This window comes from Noviherbaspirillum autotrophicum (assembly GCF_000818395.1).
Lineage (GTDB): Bacteria > Pseudomonadota > Gammaproteobacteria > Burkholderiales > Burkholderiaceae_D > Noviherbaspirillum > Noviherbaspirillum autotrophicum.
Genome location: NZ_JWJG01000010.1, coordinates 19976 through 36844, shown reverse-complemented (window position 1 = coordinate 36844; position 16869 = coordinate 19976). Strand labels below are relative to the sequence as shown.

26 protein-coding genes are annotated in these 16869 nt (G+C 58.0%); 11 read left to right on the top strand and 15 right to left on the bottom strand.

Translation table 11 applies throughout. From position 1 onward, the window contains the following. Positions 1 to 313 precede the first annotated feature (313 nt). Positions 314 to 1600, top strand: a complete 1287-nt coding sequence (locus tag TSA66_RS01080) for a tyrosine-type recombinase/integrase (protein ID WP_040038651.1) — start codon at positions 314 to 316, stop codon at positions 1598 to 1600. On the opposite strand, the gene TSA66_RS01075 is transcribed toward TSA66_RS01080, so the two are convergent. From TSA66_RS01075 to TSA66_RS01015, 14 genes are all read right to left on the bottom strand, one after another. Then, on the bottom strand, positions 1584 to 1817 hold the full coding sequence (locus TSA66_RS01075; protein ID WP_040038650.1) for a helix-turn-helix transcriptional regulator: 234 nt from the start codon (positions 1815 to 1817) through the stop codon (positions 1584 to 1586). The genes TSA66_RS01080 and TSA66_RS01075 overlap by 17 nt on opposite strands. Before the next feature lie 12 nt (positions 1818 to 1829). After that, complete coding sequence (locus TSA66_RS01070) at positions 1830 to 2507, bottom strand: hypothetical protein (protein ID WP_040038649.1); 678 nt, start codon at positions 2505 to 2507, stop codon at positions 1830 to 1832. Beyond that, the gene (locus tag TSA66_RS01065) at positions 2504 to 2791 is read right to left on the bottom strand and encodes a hypothetical protein (protein WP_040038648.1); all 288 of its coding nucleotides are present in this window, start codon (positions 2789 to 2791) and stop codon (positions 2504 to 2506) included. Before TSA66_RS01065 ends, TSA66_RS01070 begins: the two co-directional genes overlap by 4 nt. Continuing rightward, on the bottom strand, positions 2788 to 4527 hold the full coding sequence (locus TSA66_RS01060) for a DNA cytosine methyltransferase (protein WP_052451988.1): 1740 nt from the start codon (positions 4525 to 4527) through the stop codon (positions 2788 to 2790). Before TSA66_RS01060 ends, TSA66_RS01065 begins: the two co-directional genes overlap by 4 nt. A 27-nt stretch (positions 4528 to 4554) precedes the next feature. Next, the gene (locus tag TSA66_RS01055; protein WP_040038647.1) at positions 4555 to 5037 is read right to left on the bottom strand and encodes a hypothetical protein; all 483 of its coding nucleotides are present in this window, start codon (positions 5035 to 5037) and stop codon (positions 4555 to 4557) included. A 2-nt stretch (positions 5038 to 5039) separates the two neighbouring features. Continuing rightward, a complete protein-coding gene (locus TSA66_RS01050; RefSeq protein WP_040038646.1) occupies positions 5040 to 5306 on the bottom strand; it encodes a DUF3310 domain-containing protein in 267 nt (88 codons plus the stop codon). After that, complete coding sequence (locus TSA66_RS01045) at positions 5303 to 5500, bottom strand: hypothetical protein (RefSeq protein ID WP_040038645.1); 198 nt, start codon at positions 5498 to 5500, stop codon at positions 5303 to 5305. The genes TSA66_RS01050 and TSA66_RS01045 overlap by 4 nt, the downstream gene beginning before the upstream one ends. A 331-nt stretch (positions 5501 to 5831) precedes the next feature. Beyond that, positions 5832 to 6662: a DUF2303 family protein gene (locus TSA66_RS01040; RefSeq protein ID WP_052451987.1), complete on the bottom strand. Its 831-nt coding sequence runs from the start codon at positions 6660 to 6662 to the stop codon at positions 5832 to 5834. Next, the gene (locus TSA66_RS01035) at positions 6659 to 7009 is read right to left on the bottom strand and encodes a hypothetical protein (RefSeq protein ID WP_052451986.1); all 351 of its coding nucleotides are present in this window, start codon (positions 7007 to 7009) and stop codon (positions 6659 to 6661) included. The genes TSA66_RS01040 and TSA66_RS01035 overlap by 4 nt, the downstream gene beginning before the upstream one ends. Positions 7010 to 7031: 22 nt before the next feature. Then, entirely contained in the window at positions 7032 to 7223 is a 192-nt protein-coding gene (locus TSA66_RS01030) for a hypothetical protein (protein ID WP_040038644.1), read from the bottom strand. Between the two features lies 1 nt (position 7224). Then, the gene (locus TSA66_RS01025; RefSeq protein ID WP_040038643.1) at positions 7225 to 7521 is read right to left on the bottom strand and encodes a hypothetical protein; all 297 of its coding nucleotides are present in this window, start codon (positions 7519 to 7521) and stop codon (positions 7225 to 7227) included. Then, positions 7518 to 7658: a hypothetical protein gene (locus TSA66_RS26655; protein WP_157691547.1), complete on the bottom strand. Its 141-nt coding sequence runs from the start codon at positions 7656 to 7658 to the stop codon at positions 7518 to 7520. The genes TSA66_RS01025 and TSA66_RS26655 overlap by 4 nt, the downstream gene beginning before the upstream one ends. Continuing rightward, entirely contained in the window at positions 7655 to 7879 is a 225-nt protein-coding gene (locus tag TSA66_RS01020; RefSeq protein WP_157691546.1) for a hypothetical protein, read from the bottom strand. The genes TSA66_RS26655 and TSA66_RS01020 overlap by 4 nt, the downstream gene beginning before the upstream one ends. Positions 7880 to 8069: 190 nt before the next feature. Beyond that, complete coding sequence (locus TSA66_RS01015; RefSeq protein ID WP_157691545.1) at positions 8070 to 8348, bottom strand: hypothetical protein; 279 nt, start codon at positions 8346 to 8348, stop codon at positions 8070 to 8072. A gap of 78 nt (positions 8349 to 8426) precedes the next feature. Between TSA66_RS01015 and TSA66_RS01010 the strand changes: the two genes are divergently transcribed. Further along, positions 8427 to 8681, top strand: coding sequence for an Arc family DNA-binding protein (locus TSA66_RS01010; protein ID WP_040038640.1), 255 nt, complete (start codon positions 8427 to 8429; stop codon positions 8679 to 8681). A 15-nt stretch (positions 8682 to 8696) separates the two neighbouring features. Here TSA66_RS01010 and TSA66_RS01005 read toward each other — a convergent pair whose 3' ends face one another. After that, positions 8697 to 9407: a LexA family protein gene (locus TSA66_RS01005; RefSeq protein WP_040038639.1), complete on the bottom strand. Its 711-nt coding sequence runs from the start codon at positions 9405 to 9407 to the stop codon at positions 8697 to 8699. A gap of 82 nt (positions 9408 to 9489) precedes the next feature. Between TSA66_RS01005 and TSA66_RS25955 the strand changes: the two genes are divergently transcribed. The 9 genes from TSA66_RS25955 to TSA66_RS00965 all read left to right on the top strand — a co-directional run bounded on the left by TSA66_RS25955 (position 9490) and on the right by TSA66_RS00965 (position 16828). Continuing rightward, positions 9490 to 9765: a transcriptional regulator gene (locus tag TSA66_RS25955; protein ID WP_084199166.1), complete on the top strand. Its 276-nt coding sequence runs from the start codon at positions 9490 to 9492 to the stop codon at positions 9763 to 9765. Positions 9766 to 9881: 116 nt separating this feature from the next. Beyond that, complete coding sequence (locus tag TSA66_RS01000) at positions 9882 to 10424, top strand: phage regulatory CII family protein (protein WP_232429369.1); 543 nt, start codon at positions 9882 to 9884, stop codon at positions 10422 to 10424. Between the two features lie 2 nt (positions 10425 to 10426). Continuing rightward, positions 10427 to 10759 (top strand): hypothetical protein, encoded by a 333-nt coding sequence (locus tag TSA66_RS00995; RefSeq protein ID WP_040038637.1) that lies wholly within the window; start codon positions 10427 to 10429, stop codon positions 10757 to 10759. Further along, positions 10749 to 12995, top strand: coding sequence for a VapE domain-containing protein (locus tag TSA66_RS25245; protein ID WP_052451985.1), 2247 nt, complete (start codon positions 10749 to 10751; stop codon positions 12993 to 12995). The genes TSA66_RS00995 and TSA66_RS25245 overlap by 11 nt, the downstream gene beginning before the upstream one ends. 286 nt (positions 12996 to 13281) lie before the next feature. Then, entirely contained in the window at positions 13282 to 13509 is a 228-nt protein-coding gene (locus TSA66_RS00985; RefSeq protein WP_052451984.1) for a hypothetical protein, read from the top strand. Beyond that, complete coding sequence (locus TSA66_RS00980; protein ID WP_040038635.1) at positions 13506 to 13877, top strand: antiterminator Q family protein; 372 nt, start codon at positions 13506 to 13508, stop codon at positions 13875 to 13877. Before TSA66_RS00985 ends, TSA66_RS00980 begins: the two co-directional genes overlap by 4 nt. 202 nt (positions 13878 to 14079) lie before the next feature. After that, positions 14080 to 14490: an HNH endonuclease family protein gene (locus TSA66_RS00975; protein ID WP_040038634.1), complete on the top strand. Its 411-nt coding sequence runs from the start codon at positions 14080 to 14082 to the stop codon at positions 14488 to 14490. Positions 14491 to 14639: 149 nt separating this feature from the next. Continuing rightward, on the top strand, positions 14640 to 15164 hold the full coding sequence (locus TSA66_RS00970) for a P27 family phage terminase small subunit (RefSeq protein WP_198358658.1): 525 nt from the start codon (positions 14640 to 14642) through the stop codon (positions 15162 to 15164). After that, positions 15161 to 16828 (top strand): terminase large subunit, encoded by a 1668-nt coding sequence (locus TSA66_RS00965; protein WP_040038633.1) that lies wholly within the window; start codon positions 15161 to 15163, stop codon positions 16826 to 16828. The genes TSA66_RS00970 and TSA66_RS00965 overlap by 4 nt, the downstream gene beginning before the upstream one ends. Positions 16829 to 16869: the final 41 nt, after the last annotated feature.

Sequence of the window (16869 nt, the reverse complement as noted above, 5' to 3'; positions counted from 1 at the left end):
TGCAAGGAGTTAGTTTTAGCGTGGTTTTTGGCGTAACTTTTAAAAAGTGATCCTATGTTCTCATAGGGGAAATACCCTGCTGCATCATAGGTGTATGGCCGGAAATTTGGTCCTTCTTAAGTCCCTGATTCCTATCAGAAATCTCGCCTAACTCTTTGATTTCCTTATCCATTCCCTATTTACCTCTTTTCGCCGTTCAGATAAGAACGGATAACAACAGATTGCAACAGTTCAGGTTTTAGCGTAACTTTTAGGTCTTCTACTTCCGTGCGACCTACGCCGACACTCCGGCGGTTATAAAAGCTACGCCAAAATGACCTTTGACGCCAGAACAGCCAAGCTCCTGAAACCCGGGGAGCATATCACCTTTGCAGACCATCCGGGGCTGCGTCTGGAGTCGAGCATACAGTTCAAGACGTGGACGTACCGGTACAAGAGCCCAGTCGACGGAAAGATGAAACAGGTGAAGATCGGGAGGTGGCCCGCGATGTCATTCCACGCGGCCGTGGTCGAGTGGGAACAGGCCAGGGAAGCGCGCAGCCAGGGGCAGGATATTGCCGCTGAAAAGAAGTCCGAGCGCACTGAACTTCGAGTCGCCGAGGAGATCAAGCGCAAACGGGAAAAGGCCCAGACCTACACCGTCGAGAGGTTGTGCGAAGACTACTGTAAGCACTTGGACCGCGTGCGTAAGGAAAGGGGCGTCAAGGAAGTGCGGCGTACCTTTGACGTCATGATCGACCAGAAGTTTAAAACTACGCCGGCTGAAAAGGTAACTCGTGCTGCGGCCTTTGATCTTTTGGAAAGCTACGCCGAAATTCCTGTGCAAGCCGGGAAGTTGCGCGCCGAGCTGGCTGCGGCGTGGGACTATGCCCTCGATGCCGGCCGGATCCCGGAAACAACGCAAAATTGGTGGCGCCGGGTCATGCGTGGGAAATTGCGTTCAAAGGGAAAAAAACTGCAGGGTGAATATGTCGGTGTAGAAAAGCGCCACCTCTCCCTGGACGAACTCCGCAAGCTGATCCCTTTTCTCCCGAACTTGAGCCGCAACGTCTGCGACGTACTTACTCTCTATATCTGGACGGGGTGTCGCGGGGCTGAGCTGGTGCAAATGACGGCTGAGGAGATCAGTGTCGAGGCTGACGACGTCGTATGGTGGACGTGCCCGAAGTCGAAAACGAAGAATGCACGCCATGACAACGCGACAGATCTGCGGGTGCCGTTATTTGGCAAAGCGCGGGAAATCGTACTGCGGCGGAATGCTCTTTATAAGACCGGGTACCTGTTCCAGTCACAGGTTAGCAAGGAGAAGCACATCCAACAGAAGGTCATTCAGACGTCCGTGCACTGGCATATGCCATATTCCATGACGCTGCCGGAGCGGGTGCGTCCACGCTTCCCGGTGACCCGCTGGTCGCCGCATGACCTGCGCCGCACGGTGCGCACGCAGCTGGCTGCGCTCGGATGCCCGGATTCCGTGGCCGAAGCTGTGCTCGGGCATATGCAGCCAGGCGTGAAGGGTGTGTACAACCGGCATTCATACGATGCCGAGCGCGTCGAGTGGCTGCGCCGCTGGAATGACACGCTTAACTCTCTTTCCTGACGCCGGCGTTCGGCGGCGGGAGCAGGTCGGAGATAGGACGCGCTTCTGCCCACTCCTCAATTTCCCTCAGCAGCCATGCGACCCGGCGGCCGGAAAGCATTCGGGGCTTCGGGAAGAGGTTTTCACGAACCATTTTTTTGACGCTGGCTTCACTCAGCGACGTTGCAGACGCCACCGTCGGCAGGTCCAAATAGATCGGTTTTAATACTGCGCTCATCGGTTTCTCCAACTATGCTGCTTGCTTCATTGCGCCGGCGTCGACGCGCTTGAATTCGATTACCCACACCCACGGATTGGCATTCCAGCTGCCGGCGCCGTTGATCGATTCCCAAAGCGTGCGGTAGCTATACCTGGCGTTGGTGAAGTCGTTGTATCCATAATCGAGGTAGTCGCACCAGTTGCACTCTCCGCTGCGCTCAATGCCCTCGGCGATCGCGTCCGCCTCGCTGATGTCCTGCAGCCGCTCAACACGTACGCCGGTCACCTCCAGGACGATGCGGCAGGCGGCGCGTGGCATGTGGATCGACGGCTTCCAAACCTTCTTTATACCGAGCGAGTCGCCAAGCCGGTCACCGTGCTTGTAGGTGGCTGCATAGTCGTACTCGATCGGCTCGCCACCGTTGTAGGTCGGATCCTGCGGGTAGATCGGGCAGAAGGTCTCCCGCACCCATAGGCGGCCGCCTGGCTGTCCGTAGGGACTGCGCTTCTCGAAGTCCTCCGGTGCACGAGTGTTCGGACAGATGATGAAAGAGCCTGGCGACAATTGCCATGCAAGCTCGTTGTCCGACACGCTGAGGTCACGTCTGAGTACCGGCTGCGGTTTCACCACACGCCTCGTCTGCGTCTTGGTCCCGTCAAGGATGGCGCGCACCATCGGCGCGCTGAAAAGGATAGGGCGTTCTTTCATGCTGCGCTCCATGTCGAAACAAAGGCTTTATCCACCTTGCGGCGGAGCTTACCGATTTCCGCTAGAAAGGTGAGTTGGCATCCCAGCGGGATTTCTCCGAGCCCGAACTCCGCCAGTTGCGCCTGGTGCAGATCGGCCGTGGACTTTGGCTGCTGGCGGCATGCATCGATCAGCATGGCGTTGAGCGCAGCGTTGTATTCCTTGCTGTAGACCTGGCTGGTCCAATCGATGCGCGGCAAGGCGTCAGGTGTCGTATCGAACAGAGAAAATTGGCGATCGTTCATGCTGCCCTCGCGATCTGTTGCTCATGTGCGAAGTTCGCCTCAACAAGTGCCGCCGCCATCGGCGGGCAGACGCTATTGCCGATCATGCGGACCTGCGCCGATTTGGAAAGCGGCTTGCCGTTGACGACCGGATCGAGGATGTAGCTGTCAGGGAAACCCTGCGCGCGCGCCAGCTCTCGCGGCGTCAGCATGCGCATGCCGATGTCGACGATCGCGTAGTCCTCGCCGCGGATGGTCACCAAGCCGAGGCGGTCCTTTGTCGGCATCGTATGCATCGGGTCGCGTAGGTCCTGCCATTGGCCTCCTTCGCTGTAATACTTGACCAGGAAGGCGCGCACTTCTCCAACGTGGCCGCCGCCGGCCGTCAGAGTAGGCATTGGTTCGCGGGCGTCCTGCCCGAACTGGTTGTTCCGCAGCTTCACCAGGTGGGATGCAACAAGTGCATGGTGGTCTTGTGCCGTGATGGTGCTCATCGGATCTGGCAGCGAGGCGCCGGGAGTCTCATGGCCGCCATAGTGCTTGGCGAGAAATGCGGACACGACGGCATGCCTGTTTTCAGTCGTCTGCGTGCCAATCGGCTCGTCCATTCTGGAGCCGCGCACGTCACCCGGGCGCTTATCGCCGTAGTAGGTGGAAATGTGGGCTGTAATCAGCGCCTGCTCGCCACGGTTTGCGCCGGTTACGGTAGCAATCGGGGTTTCAATCGATGCGGTCCGGTCACCTCCCTGATGCGTCACATGCATCAGGGTTGGAAGGACCAGTGCGCGGTGGTTCTCAGTGGTCAGCGTGCCGAACGGCTTGTCCGTCGATGTCGGCTTGCCGGAATAGATCGGCCCGCCGGCACCGACGATGAACGGACTATCAGTGTTCACCACGAATTTCATGATGCCCTTGGCGATACGGCGCAAGGTCGCATCCTTCAGCGGCTTCTTGCGCTCGAAAATCGACGGGCAAGAAATAGACCAGTCGATGCACTCGGCGGCGGTGCGCCACGGCTGCAGCTTTCCCGACTTGACGGCGTCGGTCTTCGGGTCGCCGTGCGTCGGTGTTGGCCAGACAATCGGACGACCGTCCCGCCGTGCGATTAGAAACAGGCGTTTGCGGATAGTCGGAGTGCCGTAATCACAGGCGCGCAGCACTTTCCATTCGACCTTATAGCCGAGACCTGCATGCAGGCGCTCGATCGGGAAGTCATGGCCGAGCACGTCGTAAATTTCGTTCAGGTCCGGATGGTCTGTCGGAATGCCGGTGGTCAGCGCCAGCACGAAGGCCTTGAACGTGCGGCCTTTCTCTGCTTTCAGCGGCTTGTTGTCGCTGCCCAGCGGCCCCCAGTCCTGAAACTCTTCAACGTTCTCGAGCGCGATCACGCGCGGCATCTGGAACGTTGCCCATTTCAGCGTCACCCATGCCAGACCGCGAATCTTCTTTTCGACCGGCTTGCTGCCCTTGGCCTTGCTGAAGTGCTTGCAGTCCGGGCTGAACCAGGCGAGACCGATGGGCAGCTGGCGCGTAACAAAGCCCGGGTGCACGTTGAAGACGTCCTCGGTGTAGTGCGCTGCCGTCGGATGGTTGGCTGCATGCATGGCCAGCGCTTCGCCGTCGTGGTTGATGGCCACGTCGACTTCGCGTCCCAAGCCCATGGAGATGCCGGTGGATGCGCCGCCGCCACCGGCAAAGTTGTCGATCGCCAGCTCGTGGCCGAGATCCAGTGACATGGTGAAGATGTCGCGCTTCATACGTTATCCCTTGAATGCTGGCGACGGTTATGCCGCCTCTTTCAATCGGTCGAATTCAATTGCGGTTTGCGTAACCTGGACCAGATCCGCAGCGTAATCGCGCGGCAGGTTGTGTGATTCTTCAATCAGTACGGCCATCGATGCGCGCACTGCCTTGGTGTCTTCTTCGAAAATCGGCATATCGACGTCGAGCTTGGTCACCAGGCGCCGCAACGGCTCCAGCGGCATTACGCGGCCGGAGCGCTGTTCGTGCAGCTCGAACGTTTCGATCAGGCCGCGTAGGGCCGGGCCGACGGCATACCAGGTGTTTTCGCCGTCAACACGGAATACGGGAAGTCCGGCCTGCTTGCCGCGTGCGACGACAACGAGCGTGCCTTCGTTCTCCAGCTGGTCGAGGATTGCTTCCAGCGGCCGGAAAACCGCGTGTGTCTTCCACGGCTGGGTGCGCAACGTGCGCTTGCCGGTGGTCTTGACCTTGCGCTTGTGGCGCGGTTTCTTTGATGCGGGCATAGTTACGCTCCGTCGTTGTCCAGAATCGTGACTACCTTGTCGGCAGCGGCCTCGCGCTTGGCGATCTCGCGGTCGAGATACCAGCGCGCCTTCTTCAGGTCTTCCAGCGGCGCGCCTTTCTCGTCCGCGCGCCACAGGTACTTGACCACGTTGCCCAGGTTGAACGACATGTGCTCGGTGACCTGGATGCACTCCACGCCGCTCGGATGACTGATGTAGTGCTTCGGATGATTGACGGCGTCATGCGCCACGGCTGCCGTCGTGCTCATGCTGCGCTCTTCAGCTGCTGCAGTTCATTGACCGGGACCTGCCACGGTGCGCCGCAAAGCGTGCCTTCAACGCGGACGAGGGCGATCCGCTGGCCGTTGCCGATATGCGGCTTGATATCCGCGACGATGCCGGTCTGCGGACCTTCCTCGCTGTCGAAGGCGACCTTGGCGCCGGGTGTGATTTTTCGTTTCATTGCTGCCTCGAATAAGTGTCTGGTGCCGGTACGTTTCCCGCCCGCCGGCTCCGGGAGTGTTGTTCTGGTTATGACCAACAAGGGAGCGGACTTGAGGCGGGATGCCTCGCATCTTCCGGAATGAAAAAGTTGAGTCCGCTCTCTTGTTGGTGCCGGTTACGCTTTCCGGCGTCCTTGCGGACCGCATCCGACTGTTTCGCGCTCGTCGGGCTCGGCGTCGTCGTCATCGGGGCCGGCAGCTGCGCTTGGGCACTTCGTAGAGGTTTTCCCACAGCTCACCTCCAGCCACACCCTTGCCGTACTACGCCCCTTCGCTCACGGGGTATGGTTGCTAGGGTTTGCCGATCAGGACCTTGACACCGGTTTCCTTGGCCTTTTCGACGTAGGCGCTGAAGGCGTCCTCGATCACGTTTTCCGGTCGATCCAGCTCGTACCAGAACTTGACGTTGCCGCCGCCCAGGCGATACTTCAAGCGCGCGCGGATCTTGTAGCCTTCGCCGTTCTTGAACAGGCGGCAGCCAATCGCGAATTCACGAGGGATCTCGATCGCACCGGCGCCAGCACGCGCATCGATGTTCTCGGTGTAGGTCAGCTGCACCTGGCCGTTGTCCAGGCGCTTGCTGCTGTTGAAGTTGACTTCGGTCTTGGCCTGCAAGGTGAGGGCGATGGCCAGCAGCGTTTCGCCGGATGGCTCGACGACGTCGGCAATGTTGTCCTCGAGGAAAACGGCGAATACTTCCTGCTCCATCGGCTGCTTGTTGTTCTTCAACCAGGTGGCAAACTCGCGGCTCAGCTCGGCGTTGTAGACCGCGCGGAAGTCGCGCCAGCCGGCATCGGTGCTGCGCTCGCCGTACTCGTGATCGTTGAACACGGCAGTCAAGGTGCGGGCGTCCGGATCGGCGTAGATGTAGGTGCCTTGCTGGCGTGCCTGATCCTTCACGTACACGTTGAAGCTTTCGATGCTGGTCAGCGCGACGGTTCCCTTTTTGCGATAAGGCGCCGGGTTGGCCTTTTCGATCGCGGCCGTGAGGTCAACATGCTGAAAATGCTGGGGCACCAAGAGGAACGATGCCTCGCCGGCCTGCTTAATTTCGGATGCAGCGACCATCAGTGCGCCGGCCTGGCCAAGTGCGGAATCGTTGATATGGGTGTGCTGATTCATTTGCTTGCTTCCTTCAGGTTGGTCGGCTTGGTCTGCGGTGCTTCACGCAGCTCAAGGTTTTGTTGACGGGGGTGGTTGCGCGACAGGTCGTTGTCGTCGGTGAGCCAGAAGAAGTCTTCTCCGCGCTCCGGTTTCGGCAGGTCGACGGTGATGGCATCGGTGACGGTAACCTTGTCGACGTCGCCGCCGCGGCTGGCGGGCTTGATCTTGATTTTCAGCGTGAGGCCGCCGGCCTTGCCGGTTTCCTTCACCTTGGTGATCAGCTCCTCGAGCTGGCCGGATAACTCAGAATGTGCGCGACCATCGCGCAAGTCCTGAAGGAACACGGCAAAGGCTTTCGTGCCCATGGTTCTCCCTTCTTTTTGGTGGTTAATCGAGGTCGTTTGCTTGCAGCTTTTTTGCATCAAACCGCGCGAGGTGCTGCATGTGCCGGCGCGCGACGTTTTCAAGAATGATTCGGTAGGCGGGGTGCTTGAGCATGTCGTCCAGCTGCAGAGTCACGTTCAAGTTGCGGTGTGCAATTTCTAGCGACATGCGGGTCGGAGCGATACGCGCAGCCATGTCACATCCTCGCCACCAGGGGCAGATCGAGCAGCTCGTGCAGCGACTCGTCTGCGATGTTGTTCCACATCGGCTGCGGCCGGTCGGTGATCTTGCGGCGCTCGTGCGATTCGCAGATCGCGAGCACGGCGGGCAACAGGCGGGCCTGCTCGCATGCCCGGCAGCGGCAGTCCTCGGCCACCTGAATATTGCGCATCGGGCCAATCTTCGGCGTCAGCCCGCGCGCATTGATGTAGGCGCGCCCGCGCAAGCCCTGGTAGGGGTCTGGAGCGCTGCAGCGGATGCGGACGGTGCTCATTGCTTCGCCTTCACGCTGACGTAGCACGGGCCAAACAGGTCGATTGCATCGGCAATCGCATCGGCGGCGCACTTGTGGAGGGCGCTATAGGCGTAGTGGCAGCTGGAGGTGCGCACGAAGACGTTGAAGTGAATCATGCGGCACCTGTCGTCTCAGTGGACCTGCTGAGCACGAGGTTGAACAGCTTGTCGCCGAATTCCTCGCTGACGATGTTCTTGAGTGCGCCGGAGAAATAGGCGACGAAAGCGGCGGCGCGTTGTTCCGGCGTTGCTTCGCCCTGGACATGATCAATGCCGGAATCAATTGCGCGCTGAATGCGGCTGACGACTTCCTTCGGGGTTGGCTTCTGCTGCGCCATCTCTGCCTCCATCGTGTTTCCGCAACGAAGTGTTGCGCGACGGAGATATTGTGCGCTAGAAAAACTAGTAAGACAAGGAAAACTAGTGTGGAGCTACCGGCTTTTCTTAGACATTGCTGTTATATGTGGAAATGTTTTTATTCTGAAATTCGCATAAAGAATGCCCGATGGAAACCGGGCGAGTGGTGAATTAAGAAGGGCGCTTAATTTTGCGGCAGATAGGCTCGGGGCAGCTTTCGTTGAGCGCTCGGGGGATAAGGTCATTCACCTCAGTGATGATTTTCCCTAGAAGTCGGGCTGTGCTCGCCCTTATTTCTGGCGCCATGCCGTTAAATGATTCTGTTTGAATGAGGCACCCGAGCGCTGCAAGTTCACCTGCTCGAAGTGTCAAGTCCTCGGTAGCGGTCATCTCCTGGTGCAGAATGTCAAATCCCATATCCATTTCAATACCTTCTTGATTGTTTTTCACATTGCGGCATGATTGCCACACGGGAATAGTTGCACTTTGCACCTATTCTGTGAAGTATCGGATTATTAAACTACGGCGATGAAAAAAGACATCGTGCCGTTCGGTTTAAGAATTCCAACGGATATAAAAGAGCAGCTTGATCAATCTGTGGCGAAGTCACAGAGATCATTGAATGCCGAAATCTTGGCGCGATTGATAGAGAGCTTTGCCGCAGATCAAAAAAAATTGGCTGACTTTACGACAGGTGAGTTAGTACAAGAGCTGATCAGAAGAAATGACCCTGGCAGAATCGAGATAAGTATCGGTGGATTTGGCCAAGAAATAGCGCGGTAAAGGTGCTATTTGGTGCTAGACAAAGCTCTCAAGGCGAGCTATCACCACTCCGCAGACATGAGCATCTGCCTTAATTGGCATGATGCGATTGGGCCAAGAGGGATTTAGCGCCTCCAAATACCAGCTCTTTCCATCGATGAGAAGCCTCTTAAAAGTAGCTTCATTAGTTTCTTCGAGTTTTGTAATCACGAGCGACTTGTGCTCTGCGGCGCGATCCGGGTCGACAAAGATAACGTCTCCATCGTCAAAGGATGGTTTGCTGCCAGGATTCCGCATGCTTTCGCCTCTAACCCGTAGGGCATAAGTGCGTGGGCCATGTTTAACAGGGCACGCAATCCATTCTTCGGCATCGCCGACGTTGTATTGATCTTGAGCTTCGCACCAGTCTCCTGCCTGGACCCATGAGATCAGAGGAATGGGCTTTTGATTGGATTCAATGTCCTGGACATTGAAGTCTGGCTTGCGACCTGTAGTTTTGATCTCCGCGACCATAATGGTGTTGCCACTTCTTACGACAATATCAGGTCCGGAAAGCAGCCAATCCACCGTCACATTAAGTGCTTGGGCAACGGCATCTAACCGGGATCGCTTAGGTGCCGTCCCGCCTTCTTTCTCCCATTGCTGAACCGTTTGCCAACTGGAGACGCCGACCCGTTTGGCCAGTTCGTCCATGGTCAAGCCGAGTTCAAGCCGCTTTGTCTTAATTCGTTCGTGGATTGTCGTCATGGTGGAACCATAAGCACAAGTATTTATAGTGGCAATGCAAAAGTTTCTTGCGCGCACTAGAAAAACTAGTAGAATAAAGCGCATGAAGAACGAAGCGCTGAACCTCGCGATTGGCAGATTCAAAACTCTGAAGGCGTTTGCAGATGCCCTCAGCACTATGGAACGTCCTGTTTCTTATCAGGTTGTTCAGCAATGGCTGATCAATCGCGTTCCGGCTGACTATTGCCCTTCAATTGAGCGAATTACTGATCGCGAGGTGACATGCGAACAACTGCGCCCAGATGTTGAATGGGCTGTGCTGCGTTTCTCCTGCGCTGCTCCAGAAAGTGGGCGGCACGCATGCGACAAGAAGGGATAGACCAACGTCCAGGCGGTGGGCTTCGGCTCGCCGCCTTTTTTTTGGCCTGAAATCAGTTTTTGAGAAATATCAATCATCGTTTCCTCGCGGATAAAGCTCTGTTGATGGAACGATAGTTGAAAAAAACACATTCCACATCGGTAATAAAAGGGAGGTTTACCGTGACCTGTAAATATTCGGAGATCAATCAGCACGACGCGCTTTATAAGATTGCGCGCTCGTTCAAAGGCGGTATCGAATCGGTGGCGCAACGCATGGGGAAGACAGTTCCCGTCATGTACAACAAGCTGCGGCCTGGGATCATGACCCATCACATGACGTTCGAGGAGGCCACGGAAGTGATTGAGCTGTGCATTGACGCCGGTGTGCCGGATGCATTGCTACCTGCACAGGCGTTCGCCTGGCGTCTCGGGCAAGTGCTGGTTCCGGTTCCGAGCCTGGACAATGTGCGCGATGAGGATCTGACGCAGACCGTGTGCCGGGCCATGAAGGAATTCGGTGATGTGGCCTCGGGCATTTACGACGCGTTAAATAACGACGGCAAGATCAAGTCCGACGAGCTTGAGAAGCTCGAAAAGGAATTTCGCGAGGCGATTGGCGCGATGACCGAACTGCGGGCCCGCGTGCGTGCTCGTGCCGGAAATGATGCGGAGGCGTAGTCATGACCGCACTGAAGATACCGAAGCTATCGGCAGCTCGTGCGCCAAAGCGCGTCGCAATGCCGAAATTCCGGCGCAACGTTAAAGCAGCGACGTCGCTCACCGAGGCAATTCATCGCGTGCTGTCACGTACGCATACCAATGCACAGCCGTTCGGCGTGTTCGCCATCAGCGGGCGCCTGGTGATATCGAACGCCAATACCGATCGCTTCAAGGCGTTGCAACGCCGAGCACCCGAGGCCTTCATCGGCATGTACGGTCCCGGCCTGCGCATTGCGGATGCGCTAGAGGATCTGTGCGAGCATTTCACTGATGAGGTGGCCGATGGCACATGATCCGGGCATTGATCCGAGCCTGGTTCCTGTGTCTTTACGTGAGCGCGCACAGTGGCTTATATGGCGCTTCGAGCCGGGTGAGAAAAAGCCGAAGAAGATGCCCTACTATGCGAGCGGCGCGCGGCGCGTTGGCAAGCAGGGCGACGAGGCTGACCGCGCTGCGCTTGTCACACTCGACAAGGCTCTGGAGGTGGTGCGGTCCACGAATGGACGTTATTCCGGTGTCGGATTTGCTTTTCTTCCCAATGATGGGTTGATCGGCATTGACATCGATGGCTGCATTAATCGTGAGGACGGCGCGATTACCGAGCGTGCGCAGAACATCATCGACGCTTGTGACTCCTACACGGAATACTCGCCCTCGGGCACCGGTGTGCACATCATCGTTGCCGGCGAATCCGAGACATTTAAATCCAATGAGATCGGGCTCGAGGTGTTTTGTGGACGGCAATATTTTACGTTCACCGCGAAGCCGTACATGGGGTGTAGCAGGGGAATCACGCCAATATCCGATGCGGTATTGAACCGGCTGCGGGTGACGGTGAAAGGAGCAAAGAACCTGGTGCGTTCTGCGACGCCGCCCGTTGCCGGTCCGGTGGACGAGCGTGCCAAGCTGGAATCAGCGTTGGCGGTCATTCCGGCTGACTGCGGCTATGACGAATGGATACGCGTTGGCATGGGTATTTACGATGCCTTGGGTGAGGGTGGCATCGGCGTGTGGGATTGGTGGTCCCAAAAGTCTGGCAAGTACGGCGGGCTGAAGGATCTCGAATCGCACTGGAAATCATTCGGCAATGGCAGCATCACGGTTGCCAGTGTCTACAAGATGGCTGTCGACCGAGGGTGGCGGCCGCCAAAATCACCCCGGCTAACCCCGGCTGCGGCGAAAAAAACAGCGTCTACCCCTGGCCCGGCTAGCGCGTCGCCAGTTGCCGCTCCGGACAGAGAGCAGCCTCATTGGCGCGATACCCTAATAGCCAAGCCGCGCGGTGGACTCGAAGACTGTCGGGAGAATGTCCACATCATCCTGATGAACGACGAGGCTCTGAAGGGGCTGGTCGCGCTGAACGAGTTCTCCATGCAGCAGGTGAAGCGGCGGGTGCCACCATGGGGCGGCGAGCTCGGCGAGTGGACCGAGGGCGATGATTTCAGCCTGGGCCTGTACCTGGCGCGCAACTACAGCATCATCATCAAATCAGATGGCGCAATCGAGAAAGCCGTCGCGCAGGCTGCGAGAGAAAACCAGTTCAACCCTGTAACGGAGTATCTCCGATCATTGACATGGGACGGCGAACAGCGGTTGCACACCTGGCTAACCGATGTGATGGGCGCCGAGCCGACGAAATACCACGCGCTGGTGGGCACGCTGTTCCTCATGTCGATGGTGGCGCGGGCGTTCTATCCGGGCTGTCAGATGGATTACATGCCGGTGTTTGAGGGCGGGCAGGGTGCTGGTAAGTCATCTGCTCTGCGCGTGCTCGGCGGCGACTGGTACAGCGAAACGCCGTTCAAGGTCGGCGACAAGGATGCGTATCTGGCGATCCAGGGCGTCTGGCTCTACGAGATCGCCGAGCTTGATTCCTTCAACAAGGCGGACTCGACGTCGATCAAGGCCTTTATCACCAACAAGACAGATCGGTTCCGTGCTCCATATGGCCGGCGCATGGTGAATGTGCTGCGGCGAACCTGCTTTGCTGCGACCACCAACCAGGATGAATACCTGAAGGACTCCACGGGCAACCGGCGTTCATGGCCGGTGCGCTGCGGGAAGATCGATACCGAGATGTTGGCAGCGGTCCGCGACCAGCTGTTTGCGGAGGCGGTTGTATTGATCGAGCAGGGAGAGAAATGGCATCCGACGCGGGAAGAGCAGCGCGAGCTGATCGAGCCTGAGCAGGAGGCGCGGGAGCTGGCCGATCCGTGGGAGCCGCGAATCCAGCGGTATGTGGATGGCGAGGCGTTGCATGTGGGTGGGACGCCGCGCCCTGGCGGCAGGATCGATGAGGTGACGTCCGAAGAATTGCTTACAAAAGCCCTGGAGATCGATATCGGCAAGATTAGCGGCGCGAAGACCGAGACGATGCGTATCGCGTCGTGTATGAAGCGCATGGGGTGGGAAAAGAAGCGGCGAAGTACCGGCGGTCGGGAATGGTATTACCTGCGCCCGTCAAAGCCGGCGCCTGCGCAAGCCGTGGTCAGGGGTGAAGTCGACGAGCTCGACGACCTGCCGATCTAGCAGGATAGGTTCGTCCAACCCGTCCGGGTCGTCTAACCGCATGGCAAAAGGTTGGACGCCTAACCCCCTGATGGCGCAAGGCTTCGTCCAACCTCCTAACCCGTCCAACCTGTTTTACGTGCGCATACGCACGGGAGTGAAGATCAATATCTTATGAGAATTTGAATGTGGTTAGGATGGTTAGGAGGTTAGACGGAGCCTTATTTGATGCGGTTTTTCATCGTCCAACCATTTTTTGCAGGTTAGGAGGTTAGACAGAGTGTCGAAGAGCAATCTGAGAGAAAAGATGCCGACGGTAACAGCGTTCATCGATGACCTGCGAGAAGCATTTGGCAAGGAAATGATCGACGGACAGATTCGCAGGGGGATACGAGGAGAACCGGTGTTTTACGCCTGCGAAAACGGCGTCGAGATCGGGACCAAGGTGAATAGCGGCGCAGCCGTGCGCGTGACGTGGGACGCGGTAACCGGACGTGCGGTGTCAGAAGAAATCAAAAGGGAGAGCGACAAGTGATCAAATGGGTCGATGAAAGGCTGGAACGGTGGGGCGAGTGGATGAACGGGCTGCGTCGAAGCGGTGGCGCTGGTGGCAGCTATCCGGCCTACCAGCCCGTGCATATCCGTGGGACCGCCGGTCCTGACCTGTGCGCGGACGCTGATGAGATGGAGATCGACACCGTTATGGCCGGCGTCAAGGCGTCAAAGAAGGAACTGTACGAGACCGGCTATCAGCGCTATGTGCAAGGCATGTCCAATCAGACCATTGCCGGGCGCATGCGCTGCCATGTGAACACCGTTTATGCGCGCATGGAATCGCTGCACAAACTGGTGGAAAAGCGCATGGCAGAGCGCAAATCCGCGATAGCAGATACTAACGCGTGAAACTTTTTCCTTTTGTGACGTGTATGCATACCCTAGAAACCATTGGAGAAAATACGTAGGATTCAGCTACGCTTTGCAGCGCGTTCGGAATGACGAATTCGCAGCTAAGTGCTCGGTAATCTCCTCCGGTGAAACTCCCCATCGGCCTCGCCGCAACGTCGTCAATATCCTACGGCGCTGCGGCTTTTTTACTTCAAACGCCATGGCCACACGAGCAAAGACAGTTTGCCGACATCCAGCGTGCGGGAAGCTCGTTGATGCGCCGGGCTATTGTGACAAGCACTCTGCGCTGTACCGGCGACAAAGTGATGAGCGGCGTGGCAATGCGAACGAGCGCGGGTATGGCCGCAAGTGGCAGAACGCACGCGAGACATACCTGCGCGAGCATCCGCTGTGCGAGTGCGACGAATGCCGGCGCGAAGGGCTGATCATTCCGTCTACTGTGGTTGACCACATCGTTCCGCACAAGCTGAAGGAAGCGAAGGACAGTGGCGATCCGGCAGCGGTCACTCGCGCACAGTCCCTGTTCTGGGACAGGAAGAACTGGCAGGCGATGTCGAAGCCATGCCACGATCGCAAGACCGCGCGCGAGGACGGCGGCTTCGGACGCTGACCCCCGGGGGTGGTCAAAAGTCTGCCGAAAATCGACGTAGACCGTCCGGTTCGTCAATTTTCGCGTAGCTATATTTTTGGAGTAGGGGGGGGGTAAGGAAATCAGCCCTCCATCCTGCAGGACTTCTTTTTTCTTGGATCTGAAGAATCATGAGCGCAGAGAGCCATTTAACGGCGTTGCCATCGGTTGACGATGACATGGCTACGTCCGTGCCGCCTGCTGTCGCGGCAATTCTTTCGGAAATTCCGGACCAGATCACCAAGCTGTCCGCCAAGGAAAAGAAAATCTGGAGGCACGTCACCCAGGCGCTGCATGAGTACGGACTGATCCATCGCACTGACGCGATGATGCTGACCATCATCTGTCGCACGTTCGTCAACTGGGTGGATGCGGAGGACGAGCTGGACCGCGTCAAGCGTGACAATGGCGGCAGCCATATCCGCGAAAGCAAGAACGGATACCGGGCGCCGGATCCAGCCTACTACATGGCACGGGACTACAAGAAACAGCTGCTCGCCTGGTTGCCCGAGGCGGCGCTCACCATCCCCAGCTTCCACAAGATCAAGGGCGAGGCCATCGGCGATGGTCCGCAGGGCTCACTCTTCGACGATCCAATCGAAAAGTTCCGTTCGCAGAAGGCCGCGATCGGGATGCGGATCGTCGGCAAGAAGTGAGCGCGCCGAAGCAGGCGCGCACCGCCACCTTCGACTGGGACGCCTACGGCAGAGCGGTGCTCGCCGGCGAGATTCCGGTTTGCCGCTGGACGCGGCTCGGCGTTGAGCGGCATTATCGCGACCTCGAAACCGGGCACGAGCGAGGCCTGTGGTTTTCCGAGGCTCATGCCCAGCACGCGCTGGAGTCATTCCTGTTCCTCCGTCATTCAAAGGGCGAGTGGGCCGGGCAGATGTTTGTACCGTCGCCCTGGCAGCAGTTCTGGGTGGCGCTGGCCTTCGGCTGGATGCGGGCAGACGGCACTCGCCGCTTCCGCGAGGTATGGGAGGAGGTTCCGCGTAAAAACGGCAAGAGTACGAAGCTGGCCGGCGTCGGCCTGTACCTGTTCGTGTTCGACGGTGAGGGCGGCTCCGAGGTCTATACGGCTGCGACCAAGCTGGAACAGGCGCGCATTACGCACGACGAAGCCGTGCGCATGCGGCAGGCAAGCCCACACTTGCGCCGGCATATCGCGGAGCGACGCAGCGAGCTGTACGTAAGGGGGAAGGCCGATAAGTTCGTGCCGCTGGGCCGGGACTCCAAGTCGATGGATGGCTTGAACCCGCACGGCGCGATCCTGGATGAGGTGCACGCCCATCCGAATCGCGAAATCTACGACGTCATCAAGTCGGGGCAGGGTGCGCGCCGGCAGCCGTTGATCTGGGAGATCACGACCGCCGGCTTCGATCTGAGCAGCTTCGGGTACGAGCAGCATTGCTATGCCGAGAAGGTGCTCGAAGGGATAGTCCAGGATGATGACTTCCTCGCCGTGGTCTACACGGTTGATGATCCGAAGAAGTGGGACGATCCGATCGAGTGGGCCAAGGCAAACCCGAATCTGGGCGTGTCGGTGTATCTCAGCGGCCTGCGGGATGCTTGCGAGCGGGCAAAGCGGCAGCCGACCGAGCAGCCGAACTTCAAGACCAAGCGCCTGAATATCTGGCTTGCTGGCGGAGAGAAGTGGATCCCGGTCGACGACTGGCGCAAGTGTGGCGATGCGAACCTGACGCTGGACGACTTCGCCGGCGAGGAATGCTGGATCGGCCTTGACCTGGCTGAGAAAAGCGATATTGCAGCCGTCTGCCTGGTGTTCAAGCGTGGCCGCAAGCACTACGTGTTCTTCCGTTTGTACTTGAACGAGGCGGAGGTTGCGAAGCCGGAAAACGATCACTTCCGGCGCTATCAAGGGCTCGGCGAATTGATCGTCACAGACGGCAATGCGACGGACTTCGATGTGATCCGCAGCGACCTGGAGTCCTTCTACAAGAAGTTCGAGCTGAAGGAGGCCGCCTATGACCCGAAGTTTGCAGCCTACTTCGTGACGAAGCTGATCGATGCCGGCCTGACCATGGTCGAGATCACGCAGACGTCATCGCACTTCACGCTACCGATCATCGAGGTCGAGAACCTGGTGCTTACCGGCGACCTGCAGCACGAAGGAAACACATGCGTGGAGTGGATGATAGGTAACGTCATCATGCGCGAGTCCAAGTTCTCCGGGCTCAAGCATCCGACGAAAGATAAGCCGGGCGAGAAGATCGATGCTCCGGTCGCCATGCTGATGGCGATGGGGCGTGCGCTCATGTTCGAAGACAACAGTATTGACCAAGGGTTTGTCTCTCTCTAATGCTAAACACGATCAAAAAATGGTTTTCCGGCAAGGGGAGC

Excerpts from the sequence above, each read along its gene's own strand:
- TSA66_RS01080 (WP_040038651.1), top strand. The coding sequence starts at position 314 with ATGACCTTTGACGCCAGAACAGCCAAGCTCCTGAAACCCGGGGAGCAT.
- TSA66_RS01075 (WP_040038650.1), bottom strand. The coding sequence starts at position 1,817 with ATGAGCGCAGTATTAAAACCGATCTATTTGGACCTGCCGACGGTGGCG.
- TSA66_RS01070 (WP_040038649.1), bottom strand. The coding sequence starts at position 2,507 with ATGAAAGAACGCCCTATCCTTTTCAGCGCGCCGATGGTGCGCGCCATC.
- TSA66_RS01065 (WP_040038648.1), bottom strand. The coding sequence starts at position 2,791 with ATGAACGATCGCCAATTTTCTCTGTTCGATACGACACCTGACGCCTTG.
- TSA66_RS01060 (WP_052451988.1), bottom strand. The coding sequence starts at position 4,527 with ATGAAGCGCGACATCTTCACCATGTCACTGGATCTCGGCCACGAGCTG.
- TSA66_RS01055 (WP_040038647.1), bottom strand. The coding sequence starts at position 5,037 with ATGCCCGCATCAAAGAAACCGCGCCACAAGCGCAAGGTCAAGACCACC.
- TSA66_RS01050 (WP_040038646.1), bottom strand. The coding sequence starts at position 5,306 with ATGAGCACGACGGCAGCCGTGGCGCATGACGCCGTCAATCATCCGAAG.
- TSA66_RS01045 (WP_040038645.1), bottom strand. The coding sequence starts at position 5,500 with ATGAAACGAAAAATCACACCCGGCGCCAAGGTCGCCTTCGACAGCGAG.
- TSA66_RS01040 (WP_052451987.1), bottom strand. The coding sequence starts at position 6,662 with ATGAATCAGCACACCCATATCAACGATTCCGCACTTGGCCAGGCCGGC.
- TSA66_RS01035 (WP_052451986.1), bottom strand. The coding sequence starts at position 7,009 with ATGGGCACGAAAGCCTTTGCCGTGTTCCTTCAGGACTTGCGCGATGGT.
- TSA66_RS01030 (WP_040038644.1), bottom strand. The coding sequence starts at position 7,223 with ATGGCTGCGCGTATCGCTCCGACCCGCATGTCGCTAGAAATTGCACAC.
- TSA66_RS01025 (WP_040038643.1), bottom strand. The coding sequence starts at position 7,521 with ATGAGCACCGTCCGCATCCGCTGCAGCGCTCCAGACCCCTACCAGGGC.
- TSA66_RS26655 (WP_157691547.1), bottom strand. The coding sequence starts at position 7,658 with ATGATTCACTTCAACGTCTTCGTGCGCACCTCCAGCTGCCACTACGCC.
- TSA66_RS01020 (WP_157691546.1), bottom strand. The coding sequence starts at position 7,879 with ATGGCGCAGCAGAAGCCAACCCCGAAGGAAGTCGTCAGCCGCATTCAG.
- TSA66_RS01010 (WP_040038640.1), top strand. The coding sequence starts at position 8,427 with ATGAAAAAAGACATCGTGCCGTTCGGTTTAAGAATTCCAACGGATATA.
- TSA66_RS01005 (WP_040038639.1), bottom strand. The coding sequence starts at position 9,407 with ATGACGACAATCCACGAACGAATTAAGACAAAGCGGCTTGAACTCGGC.
- TSA66_RS25955 (WP_084199166.1), top strand. The coding sequence starts at position 9,490 with ATGAAGAACGAAGCGCTGAACCTCGCGATTGGCAGATTCAAAACTCTG.
- TSA66_RS00995 (WP_040038637.1), top strand. The coding sequence starts at position 10,427 with ATGACCGCACTGAAGATACCGAAGCTATCGGCAGCTCGTGCGCCAAAG.
- TSA66_RS25245 (WP_052451985.1), top strand. The coding sequence starts at position 10,749 with ATGGCACATGATCCGGGCATTGATCCGAGCCTGGTTCCTGTGTCTTTA.
- TSA66_RS00985 (WP_052451984.1), top strand. The coding sequence starts at position 13,282 with ATGCCGACGGTAACAGCGTTCATCGATGACCTGCGAGAAGCATTTGGC.
- TSA66_RS00975 (WP_040038634.1), top strand. The coding sequence starts at position 14,080 with ATGGCCACACGAGCAAAGACAGTTTGCCGACATCCAGCGTGCGGGAAG.
- TSA66_RS00970 (WP_198358658.1), top strand. The coding sequence starts at position 14,640 with ATGAGCGCAGAGAGCCATTTAACGGCGTTGCCATCGGTTGACGATGAC.